General features: G+C 67.1%; 21 protein-coding genes. 5 read left to right on the forward strand and 16 right to left on the reverse strand.

Annotation, left to right across the window (positions count from 1 at the left end):
• Positions 1 to 2 precede the first annotated feature (2 nt).
• The 14 genes from YM304_RS15875 to YM304_RS15940 form a co-directional block, all read right to left on the reverse strand.
• On the reverse strand, positions 3 to 2,267 hold the full coding sequence (locus tag YM304_RS15875) for a glycoside hydrolase family 31 protein (protein WP_015442725.1): 2,265 nt from the start codon (positions 2,265 to 2,267) through the stop codon (positions 3 to 5).
• Positions 2,264 to 3,382, reverse strand: coding sequence for a glycoside hydrolase family 15 protein (locus tag YM304_RS15880; protein ID WP_015442726.1), 1,119 nt, complete (start codon positions 3,380 to 3,382; stop codon positions 2,264 to 2,266). The genes YM304_RS15875 and YM304_RS15880 overlap by 4 nt, the downstream gene beginning before the upstream one ends.
• A gap of 13 nt (positions 3,383 to 3,395) precedes the next feature.
• A complete protein-coding gene (locus YM304_RS15885; protein ID WP_015442727.1) occupies positions 3,396 to 4,712 on the reverse strand; it encodes an ABC transporter substrate-binding protein in 1,317 nt (438 codons plus the stop codon).
• A gap of 47 nt (positions 4,713 to 4,759) precedes the next feature.
• Positions 4,760 to 5,578 carry a carbohydrate ABC transporter permease gene (locus YM304_RS15890; protein WP_041300223.1) on the reverse strand — a complete coding sequence of 273 codons (819 nt, stop codon included), beginning with the start codon at positions 5,576 to 5,578 and terminating at the stop codon, positions 4,760 to 4,762.
• A 37-nt stretch (positions 5,579 to 5,615) separates the two neighbouring features.
• Positions 5,616 to 6,497 carry a carbohydrate ABC transporter permease gene (locus YM304_RS15895; RefSeq protein ID WP_015442729.1) on the reverse strand — a complete coding sequence of 294 codons (882 nt, stop codon included), beginning with the start codon at positions 6,495 to 6,497 and terminating at the stop codon, positions 5,616 to 5,618.
• A 147-nt stretch (positions 6,498 to 6,644) separates the two neighbouring features.
• Positions 6,645 to 7,607 carry a sugar-binding transcriptional regulator gene (locus tag YM304_RS15900; RefSeq protein WP_197536893.1) on the reverse strand — a complete coding sequence of 321 codons (963 nt, stop codon included), beginning with the start codon at positions 7,605 to 7,607 and terminating at the stop codon, positions 6,645 to 6,647.
• 69 nt (positions 7,608 to 7,676) lie between these two features.
• The gene (locus YM304_RS15905; RefSeq protein ID WP_015442731.1) at positions 7,677 to 8,660 is read right to left on the reverse strand and encodes a sugar phosphate isomerase/epimerase family protein; all 984 of its coding nucleotides are present in this window, start codon (positions 8,658 to 8,660) and stop codon (positions 7,677 to 7,679) included.
• A 91-nt stretch (positions 8,661 to 8,751) separates the two neighbouring features.
• Positions 8,752 to 9,762, reverse strand: coding sequence for a D-ribose ABC transporter substrate-binding protein (locus tag YM304_RS15910; protein ID WP_051071462.1), 1,011 nt, complete (start codon positions 9,760 to 9,762; stop codon positions 8,752 to 8,754).
• A 54-nt stretch (positions 9,763 to 9,816) separates the two neighbouring features.
• Positions 9,817 to 10,947: an ABC transporter permease gene (locus YM304_RS15915; protein WP_041298366.1), complete on the reverse strand. Its 1,131-nt coding sequence runs from the start codon at positions 10,945 to 10,947 to the stop codon at positions 9,817 to 9,819.
• Positions 10,940 to 12,538, reverse strand: a complete 1,599-nt coding sequence (locus YM304_RS15920) for a sugar ABC transporter ATP-binding protein (RefSeq protein WP_015442734.1) — start codon at positions 12,536 to 12,538, stop codon at positions 10,940 to 10,942. Before YM304_RS15920 ends, YM304_RS15915 begins: the two co-directional genes overlap by 8 nt.
• A complete protein-coding gene (locus tag YM304_RS15925; protein WP_015442735.1) occupies positions 12,535 to 13,179 on the reverse strand; it encodes a DUF2291 family protein in 645 nt (214 codons plus the stop codon). Before YM304_RS15925 ends, YM304_RS15920 begins: the two co-directional genes overlap by 4 nt.
• The gene (locus YM304_RS15930) at positions 13,176 to 14,702 is read right to left on the reverse strand and encodes an FGGY family carbohydrate kinase (protein ID WP_015442736.1); all 1,527 of its coding nucleotides are present in this window, start codon (positions 14,700 to 14,702) and stop codon (positions 13,176 to 13,178) included. Before YM304_RS15930 ends, YM304_RS15925 begins: the two co-directional genes overlap by 4 nt.
• Positions 14,689 to 15,678 carry a transketolase family protein gene (locus tag YM304_RS15935; RefSeq protein ID WP_015442737.1) on the reverse strand — a complete coding sequence of 330 codons (990 nt, stop codon included), beginning with the start codon at positions 15,676 to 15,678 and terminating at the stop codon, positions 14,689 to 14,691. The genes YM304_RS15930 and YM304_RS15935 overlap by 14 nt, the downstream gene beginning before the upstream one ends.
• Complete coding sequence (locus YM304_RS15940) at positions 15,675 to 16,550, reverse strand: transketolase (protein ID WP_015442738.1); 876 nt, start codon at positions 16,548 to 16,550, stop codon at positions 15,675 to 15,677. The genes YM304_RS15935 and YM304_RS15940 overlap by 4 nt, the downstream gene beginning before the upstream one ends.
• A 149-nt stretch (positions 16,551 to 16,699) precedes the next feature.
• Here YM304_RS15940 and YM304_RS15945 point away from each other — a divergent pair, with 149 nt between their 5' ends.
• Positions 16,700 to 17,317 carry a TMEM165/GDT1 family protein gene (locus YM304_RS15945; protein ID WP_015442739.1) on the forward strand — a complete coding sequence of 206 codons (618 nt, stop codon included), beginning with the start codon at positions 16,700 to 16,702 and terminating at the stop codon, positions 17,315 to 17,317.
• 18 nt (positions 17,318 to 17,335) lie between these two features.
• Here the strand turns inward: YM304_RS15945 and YM304_RS15950 are convergent, their stop codons facing one another.
• Both YM304_RS15950 and YM304_RS25090 read right to left on the reverse strand, forming a co-directional pair.
• A complete protein-coding gene (locus YM304_RS15950) occupies positions 17,336 to 18,910 on the reverse strand; it encodes a copper resistance CopC/CopD family protein (protein WP_015442740.1) in 1,575 nt (524 codons plus the stop codon).
• Positions 18,911 to 19,007: 97 nt separating this feature from the next.
• Positions 19,008 to 19,280 (reverse strand): c-type cytochrome, encoded by a 273-nt coding sequence (locus YM304_RS25090; RefSeq protein ID WP_162142088.1) that lies wholly within the window; start codon positions 19,278 to 19,280, stop codon positions 19,008 to 19,010.
• A gap of 254 nt (positions 19,281 to 19,534) precedes the next feature.
• On the opposite strand from YM304_RS25090, the gene YM304_RS15960 reads away from it, so the two are divergent.
• The 4 genes from YM304_RS15960 (at position 19,535) to YM304_RS22825 (ending at position 22,956) form a co-directional block, all read left to right on the forward strand.
• Positions 19,535 to 20,428, forward strand: coding sequence for a cytochrome c biogenesis CcdA family protein (locus YM304_RS15960; protein WP_015442742.1), 894 nt, complete (start codon positions 19,535 to 19,537; stop codon positions 20,426 to 20,428).
• Entirely contained in the window at positions 20,425 to 20,778 is a 354-nt protein-coding gene (locus YM304_RS15965) for a BlaI/MecI/CopY family transcriptional regulator (protein ID WP_015442743.1), read from the forward strand. The genes YM304_RS15960 and YM304_RS15965 overlap by 4 nt, the downstream gene beginning before the upstream one ends.
• Positions 20,775 to 21,644, forward strand: coding sequence for a M56 family metallopeptidase (locus tag YM304_RS22820; protein ID WP_015442744.1), 870 nt, complete (start codon positions 20,775 to 20,777; stop codon positions 21,642 to 21,644). Before YM304_RS15965 ends, YM304_RS22820 begins: the two co-directional genes overlap by 4 nt.
• A 313-nt stretch (positions 21,645 to 21,957) precedes the next feature.
• Positions 21,958 to 22,956, forward strand: a complete 999-nt coding sequence (locus tag YM304_RS22825) for a L,D-transpeptidase (protein WP_051071464.1) — start codon at positions 21,958 to 21,960, stop codon at positions 22,954 to 22,956.
• The last annotated feature ends 22 nt before the right edge of the window (positions 22,957 to 22,978 follow it).

Genomic DNA, 22,978 nt, shown 5'->3' on the forward strand with positions numbered 1-22,978 from the left:
CTTCAATCACTGAACAAACTATCAGTGCCGCTGAATCGACTCGCGAGGTCGGCGTTGCGCGCTGCGCAGAAGACCGGGATCCGAGACCAGGGGGTCTCCACGGCGATCGACCGGTCGCCGGTCACCACAGCGCCCGACCAGACGTCGATCCACTCACCCGCGGGCAGGTGGACGTCGAGCGTCTCGCTGCCCTCCCAGCAGACCGGAGCGACGAGCAGGTCGTCGCCCAGCAGGTACTGCGTCGGATGGTTCCAGATCTCGGCGCCGAGATGATCGAAGTACATCGGTCGCATCAGTGGCACGCCGGTGGCCACCGTTTTGTCGGCTTCGGTCGACAGGTACGGCAGCAGGCGCTCGCGCAGCCGTGCGAACCCTCGATAGATCGTGATCGCCCGCTCGTCACCGTGGCGTTCGGCGAGGTTCCACGGCGTCCGATCGTTCGACGGCGAACGGCCGTGGTTGTACTCCGAGTGGTACTGCATGATCGGGCAGAAGGCCGCCATCGCCGTGGCTCGGACGAAGAGTTCGACGGACGGGATCTCGCCCGAGAACCCGGCGATGTCCCATCCCCAGAACGGCACACCACTTGCTCCGGCCGTGAGTCCGGCGACGATCGACGCACGAAACGCTTCCCAGGTCGAGTCCTCGTCGCCCGCCCAGTGGCACGGCACGGAGCCTGCGCCGGTGAACCCTGCTCGGCTGAACGTCACGCCGTCGACCCCGCAGTCGGTCAGCAACGCTTGATACGCAGCGGCGTAGTGATTGGGGAACCGGTTGTTGCTCACATCACCGCGGGTGCCGTCGGCGTAGCGCAGTTCGCTCCCCCACGCGTGCTCGCCACCGTCGGTCTTGAATCCGTCGATGCCGAGGTCGTCGAGCAGGTACCGACGCTTCGCGAGCCACCAGGCCCTGGCGTCGTCGTTGGTCCAGTCGGGCAGCAGCCCACCGGGGAACCACCAGCCGCGGTTGTGATACGGCGTTCCGTCGGCTTCGCGCACGCAGTAGCCCCGCTCGATCATCGTCGCCGCGTCGGCCTTGACCTGAGCAGCCGCGGTGGGCGACACGTCGCGGTCACGGTCGATCGGACAGATCGGGATCTGCCAGAGCAGGACCTTCACACCGAGTTCGTGGAGTCGGTCGACCATCGCCTTCGGATCGGGCCAGCGACCATCGGAAGGGAACGTGAAGTCGTCGAGACGTCGTGGGGCACCATCGGAAACGATGTCGTACTCGGCGTCGTTGAACGCGGTGAACGTCGCTTCGTCGCTCCACGCCTCGATCACGATGGCCCCCACCGGAATCCCGAGATCGACGCTGCGTTCGACTTCGGCCAGCACCCGCTCCTGGGTGTTCCACTCGTTCCCCGACATCCACGGCCGGAAGATCCAGTCGGGCGGGCGCACCAGCGCCCCGACCGCCTCGATGTGCGCGGCGATCACGTCACGGGGCGAGCCGTCGTACACGTCGAGGCGAACGATCGGCTCCGTCGGGTCGACGTCGACCTCGACGATCAGCCGATCGGCCTCAGTGGCACCGACGTCGAACGCAGTCGGCCTCGAGGTGACGACGTGAAATCCCCATCCGTCATCGGCGTCCGATTCGGCGACCACGGTCGCGAACGGCGACGGGAGGTAGGTGCGCTTGCCCTGCTGCTTGTACTGCTCGAAGACGCGAGCGTCGAGCACCTCGCCGCGCTGGTCGACGACGTCGAATCGCTCACCGAAGCCGACGACGTGATCGCCGGAGCGCAGCGACAACGAGAACCGACATCGCACCGGCCCCTCCGACGCCATCAGCCACTCGACGTCGCCGAGGTGGCGATCGGTGCCATGGACGTCGAGCTGGCCGCCGTCGGACGTCCATCGGGCCCCGCTGGTCGCGACCCAGTCGGTGGTCGCCCCGGCATCGTCGGCGAATCGGTACTCGAAGGCTCCGGCGGGCGCCGTCAGTTCGAGTCGGTAGACGAGTCGGTCGCCGAGTTCGGGGCGTGCACCACTGGCAGCCGCGAGATGGCCCTCGCCGTGCGCGGCGTCGCCGTACAGTTCGTCGGCCTCGGCCAGGCTCATCAACCGGCGCGTGGTCGTGCCGTCGTGACGCAGTTCGCACGACACGGCGGTGACGGTCGGTGCTGCCACCACCCGCAACTCGAAGCGCTCGCCGGCGATCGGGTCGACCGGGTGTCGCTGATCGGGATCGACGCGATACGGGTGACCGCTTCCGAGCGGGTGGTGTTCGATCGAGCACGGCGTCTCGGGCAGGTCGGTCATGGCAGGTCGGGTCCGATCTCGTCGACGAGGGTCAGGTACATCGCATGAGACCACAAGAGCGGCGTGGCGACGAATCCCCAGCGTTCAATCCACTCCTCCACGAAGCGGTCGTCGAGGACGTCGTCGATCGTCTGCTCGGGGAGCAATCCGTCGCCGGTCTGCTGGTCGCACATCCAGGTCAGGCGTCGGATCGCCTCGCTCGTGCGTCCCGTCACCGCTTCGAAGGCGCCGACGAACCCGGCGAGCACGACCCACCGGCCGCCACCGAAGTATGTGTCGCCGAGGTAGCGGTGCACGCCGTCGGGAGCGATGTCGCCGACGATCTTCTCGTACGTCCGCGTGGCCAGTTCTCCGCGGGGATCGAACGTGCCGAACGGGACGAATGCCGCGATCAGTGACGCGTCGACCCGGTCGCCGCGTCCCACGGTCTTGATCAGGTGGCCGTCGATCGTGCCGAACTCGACGACGTGCTCCACGATCGACGCTGCCGTGGTCCGGCATCGGGCTCGCCGATCGGCGACGACGAGTCCTCCGGCAGCGACCGCGCGGAGCCCGGCTTCGATCGACACGAGGGTCGAGACGTGGACGCCGTCGACGTCCTCCTCCCACCAGTCGAAACACGGCTCGCTCCAGAACTCACACAGGTAGTCGGAGCACAGGTCGATCGCCGAGCGCAACTCGGGCGAGCACGACTCGACGGAGCGCTGATGCCGTGTGAGGTGTTCGACGACCATGAACATCCAGGTGCCGTACCCGTCGAGTTGGAAGTCCCACCAGTCCTCTCCGGTGGGCGCACCGTCGAGGGTGTAGCGAGTGGGAAGGTGGTCGTCTCGACCGACCGGCTCTCCGGCGCGATGCCGCTCGATCAACGTCTCGATCTGCGAGCGTCGCTCGTTGATGATCCGCGCACACCAGTCGAAGAAGGCGTCGGCGCTCGACGGTTCGCCGGTCCGGCTCATCGCGTCGGCGATGAAGGCGCCGTCTCGGAACCACGAGAACTGGTACACCGTGAACGTCGGCGAGGCCGGGTAGGCCCCGCCGACGTCCTGGTGTTCGGCGATGACCGCGACACTGCGTGCAGCGAGGGCTCGCAGAGCCGAGTGGGGGGAGGTCATCGCTGTCATCGGCTCAGCTCAGGTCGTCGACTTCGGCGACCGCTGCGTCGAGCGTTTCCTGGATGTCGGCACCGTCGAGCACGATCTTCTCGAGTGCCTGTCCCACGACGTCCTGCATCTCGGCCTGCCGTTCGATCACCGGCGGAAGGGCGATGTCGTCGAGCGCGTCGAGCACGGCCTGGCGGTTGGCCGGCGGCGTCACTTCGAGGTAGCTGGCGAACGCCGCTTCGTCGTTGACGGCGGGCAGTTCCCAGCTCGATGCGAGTCGGGTGTCGACCGTCGTCTGCGACGAGGTGAGGAACTCGATCCACTTGGCCGCAGCCTCGGGGTGGTCGGTGCCGCTGGATGCGACGACGCCGTTCATGAACACGGCGTTGGCCTTCTGCGCCATGCCGGGCTCGACGACGACGTCGTAGTCGACGCCGGATTCGTTGAGGCCGTTGAACTGCCAGATGCCGTTGTGCCACATGGCGAGCTTTCCGCTCTGGAACAGGTTGGTGTCGAAGTCGGGTGTTCCCCCGATGTCGGCCAGCGTCGGCATGATCGTGCCAGGCTTGCTCGTCAACCATTCGGCGGCGGCGACGCCGGCCTCGGAGTTGAAGGTGGCGTTGCCGTCGGCATCGAAGAACTGGCCGCCCGCCTGTGCGAGAGCCTTGTAGAACTCGAAGAAGCTCACCGGCTGGAACGAGCCGTACACACCGGCGTCGGCGTCGGTCAGCGCTTCGGCAGCGGCCTGCTCGTCTTCCCAGGTCCACTCGGCGGTCGGGTAGTCGAGCCCGGCCTCGTCGAAGAGCGTCTTGTTGTAGATGAGGACGACGTCGGAGAACGTGGCGGGCAGTCCGTACTGCGTGCCGTCGTCCTGGAATCCTTCGAGGGCCAGCGGGTAGTAGCGGTCGGTGCTGATCCCGGAGCTTCCGAGGTCGAGCAGGGCGCCACTGCGTGCGTAGGTGACGAAGTTCTCGTAGTTCAGTTCGAACGTGTCGGGCGCGGTGCCTCCGGCGAGTTGTGTCTGCAGGCTGGTGAAGTAGTCGCCGTAGGCAGCCGTCGACACGTTGATGTCGATCGACGGGTTCTCCGCTTCGAAGGCGGCGATGATCGCATCGAGGTCCTCGACGTGGTCGGGAGCGGCCGAGAACGTGAAGTAGTCGATCGTGACCGCTTCGTCGGATGTCTCCTCGGCCGGTTCGGAGGCTTCGCTCGTCGCCGGCTCGCTGTCGGTGTTCTCGGCATCGGAGGCCGAGTCGCTCCCGCAGGCCGAAGCCAGCAGTCCGAGTCCAGCCGTGAGGGCGACCGCAGTGCGGGCCCGTCGGCGTGATGTTGACAGTGTCATGTGTTTCCCCTTGGTTGTGTGTTCGAGTGATGACCGATGAGCACGCGTCACTTCATCCCCGTGAAGGCAACGCTGCGGATCACCCAGCGCTGGGTGACGAGATAGAAGGCGACGATCGGCACGATGCTGATGACCGACCCCGCCATCACGACGTTCCAGTCGGTGCCGAAGCGTCCGTTCAGCCGCGAGAGACCGACGGGCAGCGTCACGTGTCGGTCGGAGGCCTGTGTGATCACGAGCGGCCAGAGGAACGAGTTCCACGTCGACATGAACGCGAACACCGCGAACGTGGCGAGCGCCGGTTTGACGAGCGGGAGCAGCACCTTCGTGAACACCTGGAAGTGGTTGGCACCGTCGATGAAGGCGGCCTCGTCGAGCTCGGTCGGGAGTCCGAGAAACGCCTGGCGCATCAGGAAGGTGCCGAAGCTCGACACGATGGTCGGAAGCAGCAACCCGGCATAGCTGTCGACGAGACCGAGATTGCGCATCTCGATGAAGAGCGGGACGATCACGACCTGCAACGGGATCATCATCGTGGCGAGGTACAGCCCGAAGAGCGCGTTGCGCCCGCGGAACTCGATGCGAGCGAACGCGTACGCGGCCGACGTGGCGGTGACCAACTGCAGGATCGTCGAGGCGATCGCGATGCCGACGCTGTTCGCCGTGAAGCGCCAGAAGTCGAACGCGTCGGTGACCCGAGAGAAGTTCTCGCCGGTGATCGGGTCGGGCAGGATGGTGGGCGGTACGGCGCGGATGTCGGCGTCGGTCTTCAACGCGGCCAACACCATCCAGACGAACGGTCCGATCATGGCGGCCGCACAGAGCGACATGACGACGTATCGACCGACGATTCGCAGTTTGCGCATGGTCGACGGCGTGACGATCGTCCGGTCGAGGGTGAGTTCAGCCATAGAAGACCCACCGCTTCTGCATCCGCATCTGGAGCGCCGTGACGATCAAGATGATCACGAACAGCACCACGCTCATCGCCGACGCGTATCCCGCTCGCCCGAACGTGAAGGTGTTCTTGACGATCTGCTCGACCACGACGGTCGACGAGCCGACCGGACCACCGTTGGTCATCACCCACACCTGGTCGAAGACCTGGAAGCCGTTGATGAGGCTGATGACCACGACGAAGAACAGCGACGGCGTGAGCATCGGCACCGTGATCGAGCGGAGGCGACGCCACGGGCCGGCACCGTCGATCTTGGCCGCTTCGTAGAGGCTCTCATCGATCGATTGCAGACCGGCCAGCAAGATGATCATCACGAAGCCGAGGTCCTTCCACGCCGACGCGAGGATGATCGACGGCATGGCCCACGTGGGGTCGGTCCACCAGCCCGGTCCGTCGATGCCGACGAGACCGAGCGCCCAGTTGACGACACCGTCGTTCGGGTTGAGCAGCCATTTCCACAGCAGCGCCACGACCACCCAGCTGGTCACCACCGGGAGGAAGTACATCGCCCGGAACATGGCGACGCCCTTGAACTTGCTGTTGACGAGCAGCGCCAGTCCGAGACCGCCGATGATCACGAGCGGGAGATAGCCGACGAGGTAGTAGAGCGTGTTGAGGAGTGCCCGCCGAAAGTCGTCGTCACCCCAGAGTTCGCGGTAGTTCTCGAGCCCGATGAATTCGGCGTCGCGGATGAGGTTCCACTCCTGGAAGCTCACCCACACGGTGCCGAGCATCGGGCCGATCGAGAAGGCGAGCAGCGCGAGGAGGCTCGGTCCGAGGAACACGCTGACCGTGAGCGCCTTCTTGAACCCCGACTGACCGACCATCGCTCCCCCTTCCCGACGTGCTGCTTACTTCGGTCAGTAAAGTAACTAAGCCACGGTCCGCTGTCAAGCGGGCGGGCAGGCCAAAACGAGCGGAGACAGCGAGCAGCCGAGTTGGCGCGGCGAGCGAACGGCGGCGCAGGCCGGCGGTCAGGCGGAGAGGGCGACGGCGGTGGCGCGATCGGTGATCAACACGTCGATCCATCCGCCGGTCGCCGCTGCGCGGATCGACTCGATCTTGCGCGCTCCCCCGGCGACGCCGACCTTGCGCGGCACGCTGCGGAGTTGGTCGATGCCGATGCCGACCACTCGGTCGTCGAGGTCGGAACCCACCGGTTCGCCGTTGGCGTCGAAGAAGCGCAGGCACACGTCGCCCACGGCGCCCAGCGCTTCGAGCGAGGCGAGTTCGTCGACCGACAGGCTGTTGCCCGAATCGTGCAACAGGGGCGACGGTTGCATGCTGCCGATGCCGACCAACAGCATCGACAGGTCGGCCCACCGCTCGACGACCGTGGCGATGTGCGTGTCGTCGAGCAACGCCGCCCGGGCCTGGGACGTGGCCACGACGCCGGGAGCCGGGAGGTAGACGGGGTCGCCGCCGGTGACGTGCGCCAGCCGCTCGGTGAGCCGCGTCGCACGCAACTGTGCTGCGGTGTTGCCCGTTCCGCCGAGCACCTGGACGACCTGCTTCGTCTTCGATGACGTGCCTGGTTGCATCGCCTCGACCGTGGCCAACAGCGTCGCCGACCACGACGAGATCCCGACGACCTCGGCACCCAACATCGTCGTCTCGAGGTACGCCGCCGCCGCACCGCCCAGCGCATTGAGCAGCACGCTCTCGTCGTCGGAGATCGGTTCGGTCACCACGGCGTCGGCCAGCCCGAACCGTTCGCACAGCGTCCGTTCGAGTTCGGGAAACACACCGGGCGGAGGCAGTACGACCGTGCGGACGATTCCGAGCGACACCGCTTCCTTGAGCAACCGAGAGACGCGCGACTGCGAGATCTTCAGGCGGTCGGCGATCTCCGGTTGCCGCATGCCCAACTCGTGGTACATGGTGGCGACCTTGGTCAGCAACGACAGCCGTTCTCGCGGCAAGCGGCTGATGCTCAAGCGACCACTCTGTTCATCGACATCACGGTACCCGGACCACGATTCACGGCATCGGCTTTCGCGGGCCGATCAGTAGCTCGAGAAGAGCGCCTGCTGGGCGATGCGCAGCGCGCCCATGGCATCGTGGCGTGCCTGCGCCTCACGCATGGCATCCATGTCCATCTTGTCGAGTGCCCGATCGCACGCCTTGAGGAAGTCGATCGCCGCATCGGCGGCCTCGACGGAGTCTTCACGGAACGGGAACTGGTCGAGCTGCCAGACCCCTTCCCAGTTGTTCTTGCGCAGCGTGTAGAAGAACTCGAGCAGCTCGATCGGATGGACGGTTCCGGCGACCATGTCGTCGTCCCACCCGCGCAGGTTGTCGTTGACGTCCATGCCGAACAGGCGGCCGTAGTCGATGGCGAGTTGTGCGGAGTCGGACGGCGCTTCACCGCCGAACAGTGCGTGGCCGAAGTCGAGCAGGATGCCGATGTTGGGCAGCCCGATCTTCTCGATGCCGAGCAGCGTGCGGGCGACGCTGCTGTAGCTCATGTGCACGCGCGGCTCACGCGGCTTGTACTCGACCACGAAACGGAGGTCGGGGTTCTCGTCGGCGAGTTGCCCGACGCCGTCCATGCTCGCCTGCCACAGCTCGCCGTAGTCGACCTGGAAGGGATAGTCCCAGCCGTCTTGGCCGGGCCACAGCTTGACGTAGTCGGCGCCGAACGAGCGCACCACGTCGCACGCTTCGGTGACGAGGTCGTGCGCGAGCCGCCGAACGCCGTGGTCGGGGTTGGTGAACGCACCCTTGGCGAACACTCGCGTGTAGATCTCGGGCGTGATGCCGATGACCCCGAGGCCGTTGCGGTCGAGTGCGGTCTTCACCTGTTCGTTGGTGAAGTCGCCACCGAAGAACGGATAGTTGAGGTCGACGACCGACAGGTCTCGAACCTGTCCGGCGAGGTCGATCGCGTCGATGACGCTGCGCGGTTCGCCGTAGCCGTCGGTCGCGTACCGATCGACGTACGTCGCGAAGTGCCAGATGCCGGCGCCGAAGCGTTGCGTGCTTGCCATGTGAATACCTTTGTCGAGTCTCGGGGTCAGGGCCATCTCGGTGGCCGTCCGACGAGGGGAGATCGGACGGCCACCGGGACTGGGGAATCGTTCAGCTCAGGCCGAACAGCGTGTACCTGTCGGCGTTGTCGGCGTTGATGAGGACGCAGTCGATCGACTGCTTCTCGGGCTGCGTGGTGGTGCCGGTGCGGATCAGTTCGTCGGCCTGCTGGACGGCGAGTTCGGAGATGAGCACCGCGGGCTGGAGCCCGGTGGCCAACATCGTCCCGTCCTTGATCGCCTGCACGGCGTCGGGGCTTCCGTCGAACCCGGCGACGACGACCTCACCGGTGAGGCCGGCGGCCTCGATGGCGGCGACGGCACCCAGTGCCATCGTGTCGTTGCCGGCGATCACGCCGTCGACGTCGGGGAAGCGCTGCAACAGCGTCTCCATCTTGGTGAACGCTTCGTCCTGGCTCCAGTTGGCCGTCTCGACCGCGACTCGTTCGAGGTCGGGGAACTGCGAGATGACACTGGCGTATGCCTCGGAACGAACACCGGCGTTGGTGTCGGACTCCTTGCCGGTCAGCTCGATGTAGGTCGCCGGTCCGTCGAACGCAGCGACGAACTCCTCGGCGACGAGCGCCGCGCCCTGCGCGTTGTTGGCGACGATCTGCGCGGTGGCGATGCCCGACGCGTTGATCTCACGGTCGATGAGGAACACCGGGATGCCGGCATCGACCGCCTTCTGGATCGGACCGATCGAGGCGTCGGCACCCGCATTGTCGAGCACGATGGCCTTCGCCTGCTGGCTGATCGCAGCGTCGATGAGTTCGCTCTGCTTGTTCGGGTCGTCGTCGTGCGACGTGACCGACGTGTCGTAGCCGAGTCGCTCCGCCTCGGCCTGCGCGGCATCGGCCTCGGCTTTGAAGAACGGGTTCTCCACTGCCGGGGTGATGATCGCGATGAGGCCACCGGCTTCGGCGGCTGGCTCTGCCGCCGGTTCGGACGTGGACTCCTCGGCCGGTGGGGTCGACTCGGCGGTGTCTCCATCGCTGCCGCACGCCCCCAGTGCGACCAGCGACAACGTCAACGCTGCCGCCTTCACAAACTGCTTTCTCATGGTTTTCTCCTCTTTTGGGTTCACGACGGCGGCGCCGTCGAGATCACTGTCGAGTCAGACGACGACGGCGGAATCGGGTGCCGATGCGTCTGGATCGTCGAACTTGTCGACCGCGGCGAGCGCCGCGTTCTTGTTGCGTTGGATGCTCTGCTGGGCCTGGTCGAGCATCACGGCGAGCACGATGACGGCGCCCTTGATGACGATCTGCCAGAACGGCGACACGCCGACGAGGACGAGGCCGTCGGACAGAAAGCCGATGACGAACGCACCGATGAGCACGCCCTGCACGTTGCCTCGGCCACCGTTGAGCGCTGCGCCTCCGATGACCACCGCCGCAATGGCGTTGAGTTCGAAGGCCTCACCGGTCTGCGGCGCCGCACTCGTGAGTTCGGACGCGATGATCAGGCCGACGATGGCGGCGCAGAAGCCCGAGATCATGTACACCTGGATCTTCACTCGGCTGATCGGGACGCCGGCCAGCTCGGCCGCCCGTTCGTTGCCGCCGGTCGCGTAGAGCCACCGACCGAACGCCGTGCGACGGGTGATGAACGCGGCGCAGATCGCCAGGACGATCATGATCCAGATCGCGTTGGGAATCCCGAGGATGCGTCCGCCGCCGATCGACAGGAAGCCGGTGTTGCCGAGCTCCTTCGAGCCGCCCAGCTTCGGGTAGGTGGTGCCGTCGGAGATGAGCAGCGCGGCACCGCGGGCGATGTAGAGCGTGCCGAGCGTGGCGATGAACGGTGCGACCTTGAACTTCGCCACGAGCAGCCCGTTGACCAGGCCGACGAAGGTGCCGACGGCGACGGCGCCCAGCACGACCACCCACACCGGTGGATACAAGACGACGCCGAGGGAGTCGACCTGCACGCCGCCGAGGAGGACGCCGGCGATGATCCCCGACAGACCGACGATCGAGCCGACCGACAGGTCGATACCGCCCTTGAGCACCACGAAGAGCATGCCCAACGCCAGGATCGCGTTGTAGGCGACGTGCTTGGTCATCGTGATGAGGTTCGACCGGTCGAGGAACACGTCGGACAGGAACGAGAACACGATGATCAGCACGATCAGCGCGATGAACGCCCGCCCTTCGAGCAGCAACGACGTCACGTCGCGCCCGCCGGTCAGGCGTTGGAACCGCGATCGATTCGTCACCGGTACGGAGACCGCATGGTCAGTCATGGACACCCCCTGGTTCCGACGCGGCGTCGGCGAGACCCGGCGCTGCCGACTCGCCCGACGCCACCATCACTTGTTCACGTGTGGCCGTGCGCGGGTCGATCTCGCGCACGACACTCCCCTTCGACATGACGAGGATTCGATGCGACGACGTCAGCGCCTCACCGACCTCACTCGTGGCGAACAACACACCGAGTCCTCGTCGCGCCTCGCGGGCCATCAGCGAGAAGATCTCGGCCTTCGCTCCGACGTCGATGCCACGACTCGGTTCGTCGAGCAGCATCAGCTTCGGATGCGTGAGCAAGACCTTGCCGATGACCACCTTCTGCTGGTTGCCACCCGACAGCGAACTGATCGCCGCATCGCGGCTCGCGGTCTTGACGCGGATGTCGGCGATCGCACCGTCGACCGAGGTGCACTCCGAGCGTGACGACAGCCCGAAGCGAGCCAGGAATCGCCGAATGCTCGCCAACGAGATGTTCTCGCCGACCGACATCGTCTGCACGAGCCCGTCGCGCTGGCGGTCTTCGGGAACGAGTGGCAGACCCATGTCGATGCGTTCGCCGATCGACTCGTCGGCCAACACCCGCCCGTCGAGCGTGACCGTGCCGCGCTGGATCGGGATGCGACCGGCGAGCGCTTCGAGCAGTTCGGTGCGGCCGGCACCCATGAGCCCGTAGAGGCACACGATCTCGCCGGCGCGCACGTCGAGCGACACGTTGCGAACCGCGAGCCGTGTCGTGTTGTGCGGATCGACCACGTCGACGTCGCGCAGCGTCAGCAACGGTTCGCCGAACTCGGCGCCCAGATCGAGCGCGAGCGACGACGACGCCCGACCGACCATGTGCGACACGACCCATTCGAGATCCATCTCGGCCGCCGGGGCACTCGCGACCAGCGCGCCGTCGCGGAACACGACGCCGTGATCAGCGATGTCGAGCGCCTCTTCGAGGTGGTGTGAGATGTACACGATGGCGACGCCCGCCGCCTTGAGCTCGTGCACCACGCGAAACAGCACCTCGACCTCCGACACCGACAGCGCCGAGGTGGGCTCGTCCATGATGAGCACGCGCGCCTCACCGGCGAGAGCCCGGGCGATCTCGACGATCTGCTGCTGTCCGAGCCGTAGATCGCCGACGAGCGTGGCCGGACTGAAGCTCTCGTCGAGCCGATCGAGCAGGCGCGTCGCCATCTCGTGCTCACTGCGATAGTCGACCGCGCCGCGCCGCCTCACTTCGCGTCCGATGAAGATGTTGTCGCGCACCGACAGGTTCGGGCAGAGGCTGAGCTCCTGGTGGATGATGGCGATACCGCGACGCGCGGCATCGACGGTGTCGGCGAACACCACCTCGCTACCGTCGAGTTCGAGCGTGCCGCTGGTCGGCTGCTCGACCCCGGACAGGATCTTCATCAACGTCGACTTGCCGGCACCGTTCTCACCGAACAGCGCGGTCACCTCACCGGCGCGGACCTCGAAGTCGACGCCTTTGAGCGCGTGGGTGACGCCGTAGACCTTGGTGATGCCGTGCGCTCGCATCACCACCTGACCCTCGACCTGGTCGGGTGGGGAATCAATCGGCGTCGTCAGCGTCATGGCGTGACCTCCATCGAGATCGGGACGATCGACACCAACTGCGGGTTGACCCGGGTGAAGGCGCCGACGACGTCGACGGTCGCGCCGTCGAGTTGGGTCGGGTCGACGGCCGAGAGCACGTCGGTGCGCACGATGTCGTTGATCGCGGTGCCGACCCGCTGATACTCGAGCTGGTTGGTGAACTCGTCGAAGGAGATGGTGCCGGTGACGTCGCGCAGCGCGGTGCCGTTGAGCGCCGGGCCGATCTGGACGAGCACGGTGACGTCGCTCGGTACGCCCTCGACCGCGATCGTCGCGACGCTGCCGTCGACCTCGGTGACGACGCCGGTGGCCGTGACCGGGAAGCTGAACGAACTGGCGGTGCCGGGGGTGTTGCCGAGCGTCGCCTCGTCGGCTCCGTCGGCGAGGTCGGCGAGGTCGGCGAGCAGCGACGACAGCTCGATCGCGTTCTCGGTGACGGCCGGAACGATGACGCTGTCGTATCTCGACTCGGCGTACGCAGCGGGATCGAACGCATCGCCCGCCGCTGCGTTCGCTTCGTCGATGTCGACCCGCTTGGTCGACAGCGCCGCGGCGACGAGCACCACGACGACGATCGCGATCTGGATCGTGACGGCCCGGCTCGGCCTGGTGAGCTTCATCGGACTCCTCGCTCACCATCGGTGCAGGTCGGCTCGGGTTCGTGCCGCGCCCGGCGCACGGCATCGTGCCAGCGGGCGCGGCGGGCGGCGGCGGTCTGTCGAGGCAGCTTCGCCTCGAAGTACGAGCGGTCGTCGCTCTCCCAGAGACGAGCGTCGACGTCGAAGATGCCCGCGGCTGCGCCTGCGAGATGGGCCGCGCCGAACGCCGAGAGACCTTCGACGGGTGGCCGCGTGACCGTGCGGCTGCTCAGGTCGCTCTGCAGTTGCATCAACCAGTCGTTTCGGGTCGGGCCGCCGTCGACCATCAACCCCGTGCGACGCCGGTCGCCGGTGTCGAAGGCAGCGACGACGTCGTCGACCTGCAGGACGATCGATTCGGCGGCCGCCCGAGCAATGGTCTCACGGCTGGTACCGAGGTCGAATCCCGACAGCACGGCGACCGCGCGATCGTCCCACCACGGCGCGCCGAGCCCGGCGAACGCCGGCACCAGGTCGACCCCGTGATCGTCCGGACCGAGTTCGGCGAGTGCCATCAGTTCGTCGGTGTCGATCCCGAGGAGGTCCGCGACCCACACCAGGGTGGCGCCGGTCGACAAGATGTTTCCTTCAGCCGCGTAGTCGATGTCGTCGAGCTGCCACGCGATCGTCCGCACCGTGCCGACGGGGGTCGACGCAGGGTCCGCTCCCGACGCTGCGATCAGGCCCATCACCGACGACCCGGTGCCGTACGTTGCTTTCAGCGTGCCGGGGGCTCTCACCCCGTGGCCGAACAACGCCGCGTGTGAGTCTCCGAGGATGCCGCGGATCGGCACCCCTGCCAGCCGGTCGTGACGCGTGATGGGGATCGTCGTGTTCGATGCGGTGACGGTCGGGAGCGCGGCGAGCGGCACCCCGAACAGCGCCGCCATGTCGACGTCCCAGTCAGCGGCGTCGAGCCCCAGCAATTGCGTGCGGCTGGCGTTGCCCGTCTCGATCCGGTGCTGACCGCACAGATGTGCGACGAGCCACGAGTCGATGGTGCCCACGGCGATCTCGCCAGCATCCGCTCGCCGGCGATCGGGGTCGATGTCGTCGAGCAGCCAAGACAACTTGAGCGCCGAGAACATCGGGTCGATCGGCAGGCCGGTCACTCGCCGCACCTCGTCCTCGACCCCGTCGGACCGCAGCGCCTCGGCGCGCTCACGCGTCCGCCGATCTTGCCAGCCGAGCATCGGTCCGAGCGGCTTGCCGGTCGCGCGATCCCAGGCGAGAGCCGACTCGCGCTGTGTGCTCAAGCCGACGGCGACGATCGGACGATCACCCAGCCCAGTCGCGGTGAGACGATCGAGCAACTCGCCGAGCACCGTGTCGACGCTCGCCGCGATCTCGGCGGCGTCCTGCTCGACGTGTCCGGGCGCGGGATACCGCTGCCCGATCGCACAGTCGGCCGTGGCCACGATCGCTCCCGAGTGGTCGACGGCGATTCCCTTCGTCGAACCGGTGCCCTGGTCGACGGCGAGCACCACACCGTCAGTGGTCGTCATCGCTCAGCACCTCCTCGACGACCCCGACGATCGACGGGGCGGTCAGGCCGGCTCGGTGGAGCAGGAACGCAGCGCTTCCGGTCTCGGCGAAGCGATCGAAGCCGAGCACGCGGAGCGGCACCCGCTGTTCGCGTCGCAGTTGACCGACGACCATCGCCACCGCGGCACCGAGACCGCCGGCGACGTTCGCCTCCTCGATCGTGACGATCGCTCGCGTGTCACGAGCCGCCCGCTCGACAGCATCTCGGTCGAACGGGGCGAGGTGCGTGGCGTTCAACACGCGGGCGGCGACCCCACGATCGGCGAGCGTCACGGCCGCTTGCTCGGCGAGCGACACCGTCGTGCCGATGCCGACCAGCGTGACGTCGTCGCCATCGCGCACCTGCTGGAAGCGACCGCGTTCGATGGCCACCGGCGATCCATCGACGGCGGTGCCGCTCACATCGGGCACCTTGTAGCGACCCACCCGCATGTACGTGGGGCGCGGGTGCTCGACCAGTGCGCGCACCGCCGCCCGCGTCTGTGCGCGATCGGCGGGCACCACGATGTCGACCCCCGGGAGCGCCCGCATCCACGAGTAGTCCTCGATGGAGTGATGGGTGGGTCCGAGTTCGCCGTAGGCGACCCCCGGGCTCATTCCGCACAAGATGACCGGCAGTTGGCTGTAGGCCACGTCGGCTTTGATCTGCTCGAGCGCACGGGCGGTGAGGAACGGGCCGGCGGCACAGACGAAGGGGATCAGTCCGGCGCTCGCCAGACCAGCACCGATGCCGACCATGTTCTGTTCGGCGATGCCGACGTTGACGAGACGATTGGGGTACGCGTCACGGAACGCTTCGAGTTTCGAGGACCCGACCGAGTCGTTGCAGACTGCGACGATGCGCGGGTCGTCGGCTGCCAGACGGAGCAGTTCGTCGGAGAACGCGAGTCGGTTGTCGTGGGTCGGCGCCGGTGCGGGCGATGAGATCGTGGTCACGAGAGTTCCTCCAATGCCGTGGCGACCTGCTCGGCGGACGGCACCTTGTGGTGCCATTCGACGCGGTCTTCGGCAAACGACACGCCGCGTCCTTTGATCGTGTTGGCGATGACGGCGACCGGCTGGCCGTCGGATCCGGGGCGTAGCGCTCGGATCAGTTCGACGTAGTCGTGGCCGTCGACGATGCGCACGTCGCAACCGAAGGCGGCGAGCTTGCGGTCGAGTGGTTCGAGTGCGTTGGTGTCTTCGGTGCGAGCCCCCTGCTGCAACCGGTTCCGGTCGATGATCGTCGTCAGATTGTCGAGTCGGTGATGCGCCGCTGCCATGAAGGCCTCCCAGTTGCTGCCCTCCTGCATCTCGCCGTCTCCCATGACGACGAACACGCGCCCGCTCCGTCCTTGGAGTCTGGCCGCGAGCGCCTGGCCGACACCGACCGGAAGGCCGTGACCCAGCGGGCCGGTGTTGGTTTCGACGCCGGGCACCTTGTTGCGATTGGGGTGGCCGTTGAGCGCGCTGAGCGGCTGCATGAACGTGGAGAGTTCATCGGCCGGGAAGTAGCCGGAGTGCGCAAGCGTCGCGTACAGCGATGCGGCGCAGTGCCCCTTGCTGAGGATGAACCGATCGCGTTCCGCCCACTCCGGGTCGCTCGGCTCGATGTTCATGACGGCGCTGAACAACGTCGTCAAGATGTCGGTGACCGACATGTCGCCGCCGATGTGCCCCTGCTGTGCCAGATCGATCTGCTGCACGATCGCCCGCCGGGTCGCCGTGGCCCGCGCGCCGAGCAGCCGAGCGACATCGCTGGGCGCCCCGTCTCGAATGCTCTCCCGAGCCGTGCGCCAATCGGCGGCCTGTGTCAGATCCCAGTTCATCCCGGCAATGCATACCTATTCACTAGTGGGTGATTAGTCGTCATTCTTGTCGCGTCTGTGACGTTTGTCAACACCCGCGTGTGACGAGCGTCGTGCCGAGCGCCGGTCGCGGGTCTCGCTCCGGACCGGTGGGCGGATAGAACGATGTGGTGGACCTCGTCAATGCAGCGATCGCCGCGTTCGGCGTGGTCTTCGTCGCTGAACTCGGCGACAAGACACAACTCCTCGCTCTCGGGTTCGGTGCTCGCCACTCGCTCCGACGCGTGGCCATCGGCCTCACGCTCGGGTACGGCGCGGCCAGCCTGCTCGCTGTCGCCGTCGGCGGCGTGCTGGGCGCAACGTTCCCGCAGCGTCAGATCGAGATCGCCGGCGGGTTGGTGTTCATCGCCTTCGCGATCCTCGCGATCCGGCGCGACGACGGCGACGACGAGGCCGGCGACGGCGCCGAACTCGACGACGATGCGGCCTCCGGCTCCGGCGCGCTGCGACGTTCGATCGCCAGGTCGTCGGTGATCGTGTCGATCGGGCTCACGATCCTCATCGCCGAGATGGGCGACAAGACGCAGATCGCCACGGCCACACTCGCCGCACGCTCCGACCCGATCGGGACCTGGGTCGGAGCGACGATCGGCGAGGTCGCGAGCGGCATGGTCGGCGCACTCGCCGGATCGATGGTCGGCGACCGCATCTCGTCGTCGGTGCTCTCGTGGGCGTCGGCGGTTCTCTTCGCCCTCTTCGGCATCTCGATGCTGATCGGGTTCCCCTGACGGGGAGGCAGTCTCGCCCTACGAGGCGGCGGTCGCTGCTGCGACGAGCCACGCCGTCACCGCGACCACGAAGACCAACATGATCGCCTCGGCGGTGACCGTCGAGCGCAACTCGGCGAGCACGTCGGGCGACTCGGGGTCGTCTTCGAGCGCCGGCAAGAGACGGAAGTGGTTGTACGCCCCACCGGCGGCCGCGAGGCCGACCGCAACGGTCTTCAGCAACAGGATCTGGCCCCAGGGCGTCCCGGTGAGTTCGCCGAACGAGTCGAGCACGAAGAACGCCATGAACAGCCCCGCCACGACGACTGCAGCGAGCGCCAGCGACGCGATCTTGGAGAAGCGAACGACCAGTTCGGCTCCGCGTGTCGGGCGACCCGCTCGATGACGCGACCAGAGCACGGCCGCCATCGTGACCACTCCCCCGACCCAGATCGCGCCGGCGACGACGTGCACACTGTTGACCAACGCGTGGAGGGGGCGGAACCCTTTGCTCACCGTGTGGCCGTCGAACCAGAACGACACGATGACCAGAGCGATACCGGTGAATGCCGGCCACGACCGCGCATCGGGTGCCCACCGCACGATGCGTTCGCCCTCACTCGACCGTGCCTCCCGTGGCGCGGCCACCGCAGACGACAGCGACCTGCTCGCCGCCGGTCGCGTCGCGCTCGTCCGTGGGGGGAGCCCAGCGAGACCGACCGCGAGGCCGATGCCGCCGACGATGCGCAACGCCGCGGCGAAGCCCGGGGCCGACGACCAACCGGTCGCCAGCGACTCGTTCGCGATGCGACCGACGCCGACGTATTCGATGGCGGCACCGATGGCGATGACGACGCCGAGCACTCGGATGCCCGATCGCACCATGTCGACCTCGTCGCGCCGGCCCCGCAGCGCCGTGGCCAGAAACGCGAGCGCACCGATTCCGAGTGCCACCCCGAGGAAGCCGACGAGCCGACCGACCGTGGCGGTCGTTTCTCCCGGCCGCGAGTCGTCGACCGCGAGGAACTCGTCGAGCGACAGCACGGCCTCGCTCGGCGCGTCCTCGCCCGGCGGACCGACGTCGTCGACGGCATCGGGTGCCGGCGTGACGGTCGTCGCCGGCAACGACGTGCCGGGCGCAACGGTGGTGGGTGCGACGGTCTCCGGCGGTGCGGTCGTCGGTGGCGCGGTCGTGGGTGCCGGTGCGGTCACGGTGAAGGCGAATGCACCCTCGATCGGGTGCGCGTCGGCGGCTTGGACGTTCCAACGGATGCCGACCTGGCCACCGGTGAGCGGCGGGTCGAACCGGACCGTGAAGACCATGTCATCGGTCGTCTCGATACTCGACGCTGGCTGCAGCACTCCTTCGGGAGTCAGCGCGATGAACTCGTCGCCCACCGGCGTCGCCTCGCCCGTGAACACGATGGTGACGACGTCGACGGGCTCGGAGACCGTCGCACCTTCGGCCGGTGTCGACGATTCGAACCCGGTGTGCGCGTACGCGGTCCCCTCGCCTGCCACCATCGCGACGATCGCCAGCACGACTGCGACGAGCAGGGCGCGCCACCGAGCAACCGCAACGGCCTGAACCGATCGATGTGAGCCCAGGCGCATACCAGCCGACACTACGATGCCTTGTGGCACTTCACACGTCAGCGTCACGGCGCGACCCGTGGTCGCAGCATCCTCACACGACACGACGCGGACTGCGTCACCGTTCGAATCCTCTACGCTGCTGCTCGGAGCGAACGTACGCGATGATGTCGTCGATCTCCTCTGCATCGAGGCCGGGCACCGGCGCCATGTCGCCGAAGTTCCAGTGATGCTGTCGCGCTCCGTTCAGGATCGCCGAACGGAACGCATCGTCACCGTGGTGACCGGGCTCGTAGACGATCGACAGGTGCGACGGCCCGACGTCGGTTCCGCGGAGATCGACGCCATGACACGACGCACAGTTCGCCCGATACAACGACTCGCCAGTCACCCCTCCTTCCGACGTGGCGCCGGTTCTGGAGTCCGCTTCCTCGGACCCGCCACCGCACGATGCTGCAACGACGACCAAGGTCGCGGTGACACAGGAGGCGATGGTCGCATGGCGCCGCCAGAACGGAACTCGCTCGCCAACAGTGGCTTCGTTTCGGCGATGTGGACCGGTCGCGTGGTTGACGTCGAACACCGACCCTAAACTACGACACATTGTAGAAATTGCAACCTCACCCCCACGTCGAGGAGGGACCCGTGATCGACGCGCCGATCGCACTCGCATTTGCAGCGGGCATGATCGCCACCATCAACCCTTGCGGTTTCGCCCTGCTCCCCGCATACGTCGGCGCTTTCGTCGCAGGGGATGACACCACCGCACGCTCCGATCACCGAATCGCGCGCGCCGTCGGCGTCTCGGCGGCTGTCTCCGCCGGGTTCGCTGCGATGTTCATCCTCGTGGGCGTGGTGTTCAGCAGCGCCTCGACCGAGCTTCGTCAGCAGATGCCCTGGGTGACGATCGCCGTTGGGCTCGCTATGGCCGCCATGGGCATCGCCGCGTTGGCGGGCTGGAGGCCGCGACTCCCGTTTCAACGGCGAGCGTCGGCGCAGCGCAACGACGCACTGGGCATGGCCACGTTTGGTTTCGGGTACGCCCTCGTCTCACTTTCGTGCACGCTCGGCCCCTTCCTGTCGGTGTCGACATTCGCGATGCAACGATCGTTCGTGGGCGGGATCGCCACCTATGTCACCTACGCCGCCGGAATGGGCAGCGTGATCCTGGCCCTCAGCGTGTCGGCCGCACTCGCCCACGACTCGTTCGTCGACGCCCTCCGCAACGTCTCCAAGCACGCGTCGCGTCTGGCCGGCGTCCTCCTGCTCCTCTCGGGCTCGTACGCGATCTGGTACGGCCGCTTCGAACTCTCCGTCTACGACGGCAACCAGTCAAGAGACGCCCTCGTCGACGCGGGCACGAACCTGCAGACGCGGTTCATCGTCGTGACCGAATCCGTCGGCGCGACCCGGATCGGACTCGCCATCATGATCGCCACGGGAGCTGCGTACGCCGCCCTCCGGCTACGACGGGTCCGCCACGTCGCTACCCTCGAACACACCGCTCCCACTTCACGAGAAACAACGACCACACCATGACACGACGAGCCGATGGCGAACTCGAAACCGATGTCCTCCGAGCCCTGTGGGAACTCGGCCGCCCGGCGTCGCCGAGCGAGGTCATCGAACAGATGGGCACCGATCTCGCCTACACCAGCATCGCCACGATTCTCGGCCGGCTCTGCGACAAGGGACTCGCAACCCGCCAGCGCGCCGGGCGCGCATACCAGTACGTCGCCACGAGCACCGAGGCCGACCTCACCGCCAAGCGCCTCCGCAGCGTGCTCGACTCGGCATCCGACCGCGAGTCGGCCCTGGCCGGGTTCGCCGAGGCGCTCGACCCGGCGGAGGCAGCCCAACTCATCGCACTCCTCAACGACACCACATGACCGATTTCGTCGCACTGCCACTCGTCGTCACACTCGCCGTCGCCCTCGCCGGCAACCACCGACTCGACCGGCTTCGCCCCGAGAGGGCCGCTCGCGCTGGCGCCGCCATGCTCGCCGCGCTGCTCACCACGGCGCCGCTGACGCTGTGGCTGATCGGCCTGAGCGGACTCGCCCACATGGGGCTCCACAACCCGGTGACCGACTGGTCTCGCCACGTGCTCCCCGATCACGCGCCGTTCGGCGCAGTACTGGGCATTGCGTCACTGGCGGCCGCCCTGATGGGCACTGTCCGAGCCGGGGGTGTACTCACTCGGCACCGCCGTTTGCGCTGCTCCACCACTCGGCCTGTCGAGTTCGTCGAGACCGACGAGGTCTATGCCTACACATTGCCCGGGCCCGCCCGCACCATTGCCATCTCCCACGGGCTTCGCGACTCCCTCGACGACAACGAGTTCGCGGTCGTGCTCGCACACGAACGGGCTCACGCCCGCCATCGCCACGACCGATTCAAGCTGCTGGCACTGCTGACCACTGCGTTCATCCCGTTTCTGACGCCAGCGCGAACTCGCCTCGAGTTCCATCTCGAACGCTGGGCCGACGAGGAGGCGCTCGCCGACACGGGCGTGGAACGTCGCCTCGCCGCTCGAACGATCGCGAAGGTCGCGCTGGCGATGCCGAGTCCGCACGCCGCGCTCGGCATCGCAGATCATGGCGTTGCCGCTCGAGCCGCTGCACTCCTCGAGCCGGTCGAGCAACCGGCGATGGCCGTCCGGCTCCAGACCTCGGTCATCGTGCTCGCGACGTTCGTGCTCGCCGCGTACCAACTCCACCACAGCGTGCTGTTCGCCGGTCACCTCGTTCGCTGATCTACGACACGAACCACCCGGCGCGACCGACGATCACGCCGACCGAGTAGTGAAGTACTACATCGTGTCGTACATTTCGCCTCGCGCCGCATTGCGCCTCGCAACGAGGCTCCGATGCACGTGACCTGCTCGACGAGCCCAGCGCGGGCTCATCCTCACGATCGCCGGACTGTCGATCCTGGCAGCGTGTAGCTCGGAAGCGACGTCCGCTCCCCCGCCGGCCGACTCCTCGGCGACCGCCACGAGCGCTCCCCGCGCTCCGTCCGGCTCCATCTCATCAACCACGACCAGCCCCGCCAGCACGACCACCACGATGCCGACCACCACGACCGGCCCAGCCAGCACGACCACCACGTCGACGACCACCACGACGACGACCACCACGACCGCGGCACCCCTCGACGTGTTCGATCCGGACTGTGTGGTTCGAGCCGAGCGCGACATGTCGCTGCAAGAACTGGCGGCACTCCACACCATCCCCGACTTCGTCGACCTGTGGCTCGAGAACGATCGGCCCGACATGGTGTACCGCGACGACCTGGTGGACATCTGCCCGGCGAACTCGATCGACGATGTCGACGGTCGACTCCGCCCGCTCCTCGACGAGCCCGGCGTCCAGGCGGCGCTGTCCGCCAACGTCGAGCGCCAGCAGACACGATTGAACGCGCTGTTCGCCGGATACGGAATCACCGACCTCGACGTCGACGGAGTCTCCGGACCCCGAACCGGCCAACGACTGTGTGCGGCACGTCTCGCGCTCGGGTTCCAACCGACGATCGACGACATGACCCCGGGGTCGGCGGAGCAGGCGACCCTGTTTGCAGCCGAATCGCTGCCGACGCCCACGTCGACCGCCGTGGAGTCGGAGCGCTGGGTCCTGATCGACCGCACGTGCCAGATCATGTTCATCGGAAGCCAGACCGACACGGTCTTCGTGTTCCCGACATCGACGGGCTCGGAAGGCTTCGAGACCCGAGACCAGGATCGAGCCGAGGCATTTCGATTCAATCCGGCACTCGACAACGGCGGTTGGCACGACAGCAGCGAGTTCCCCGTCGGCGTCGACAACCCGCTGAACGGCAACCTCTACAAGCCCCTCTACTTCGACCTCGGTCAAGCGATCCACGGCGCCAACAACGTGCCGCCGACGCCACAGAGCAAAGGCTGCGCGCGGCTCAGCGTCGCCGACCAAGAGACCCTCATCGCGTGGCTCGGGCTCGACACCGCAACCGGCGAGACCTGGCGAAAGAACGAGATGAACGTCACCGTGAATGTTCAGGGCGAGTACATCTCCGCAGCCGATGCCGCCTGACACCGAGACGAGTCGCGTTCAC

Origin of the sequence: Ilumatobacter coccineus YM16-304, assembly GCF_000348785.1 — a bacterium.
In the GTDB taxonomy this organism is placed as follows: Bacteria; Actinomycetota; Acidimicrobiia; order Acidimicrobiales; family Ilumatobacteraceae; genus Ilumatobacter_A; species Ilumatobacter_A coccineus.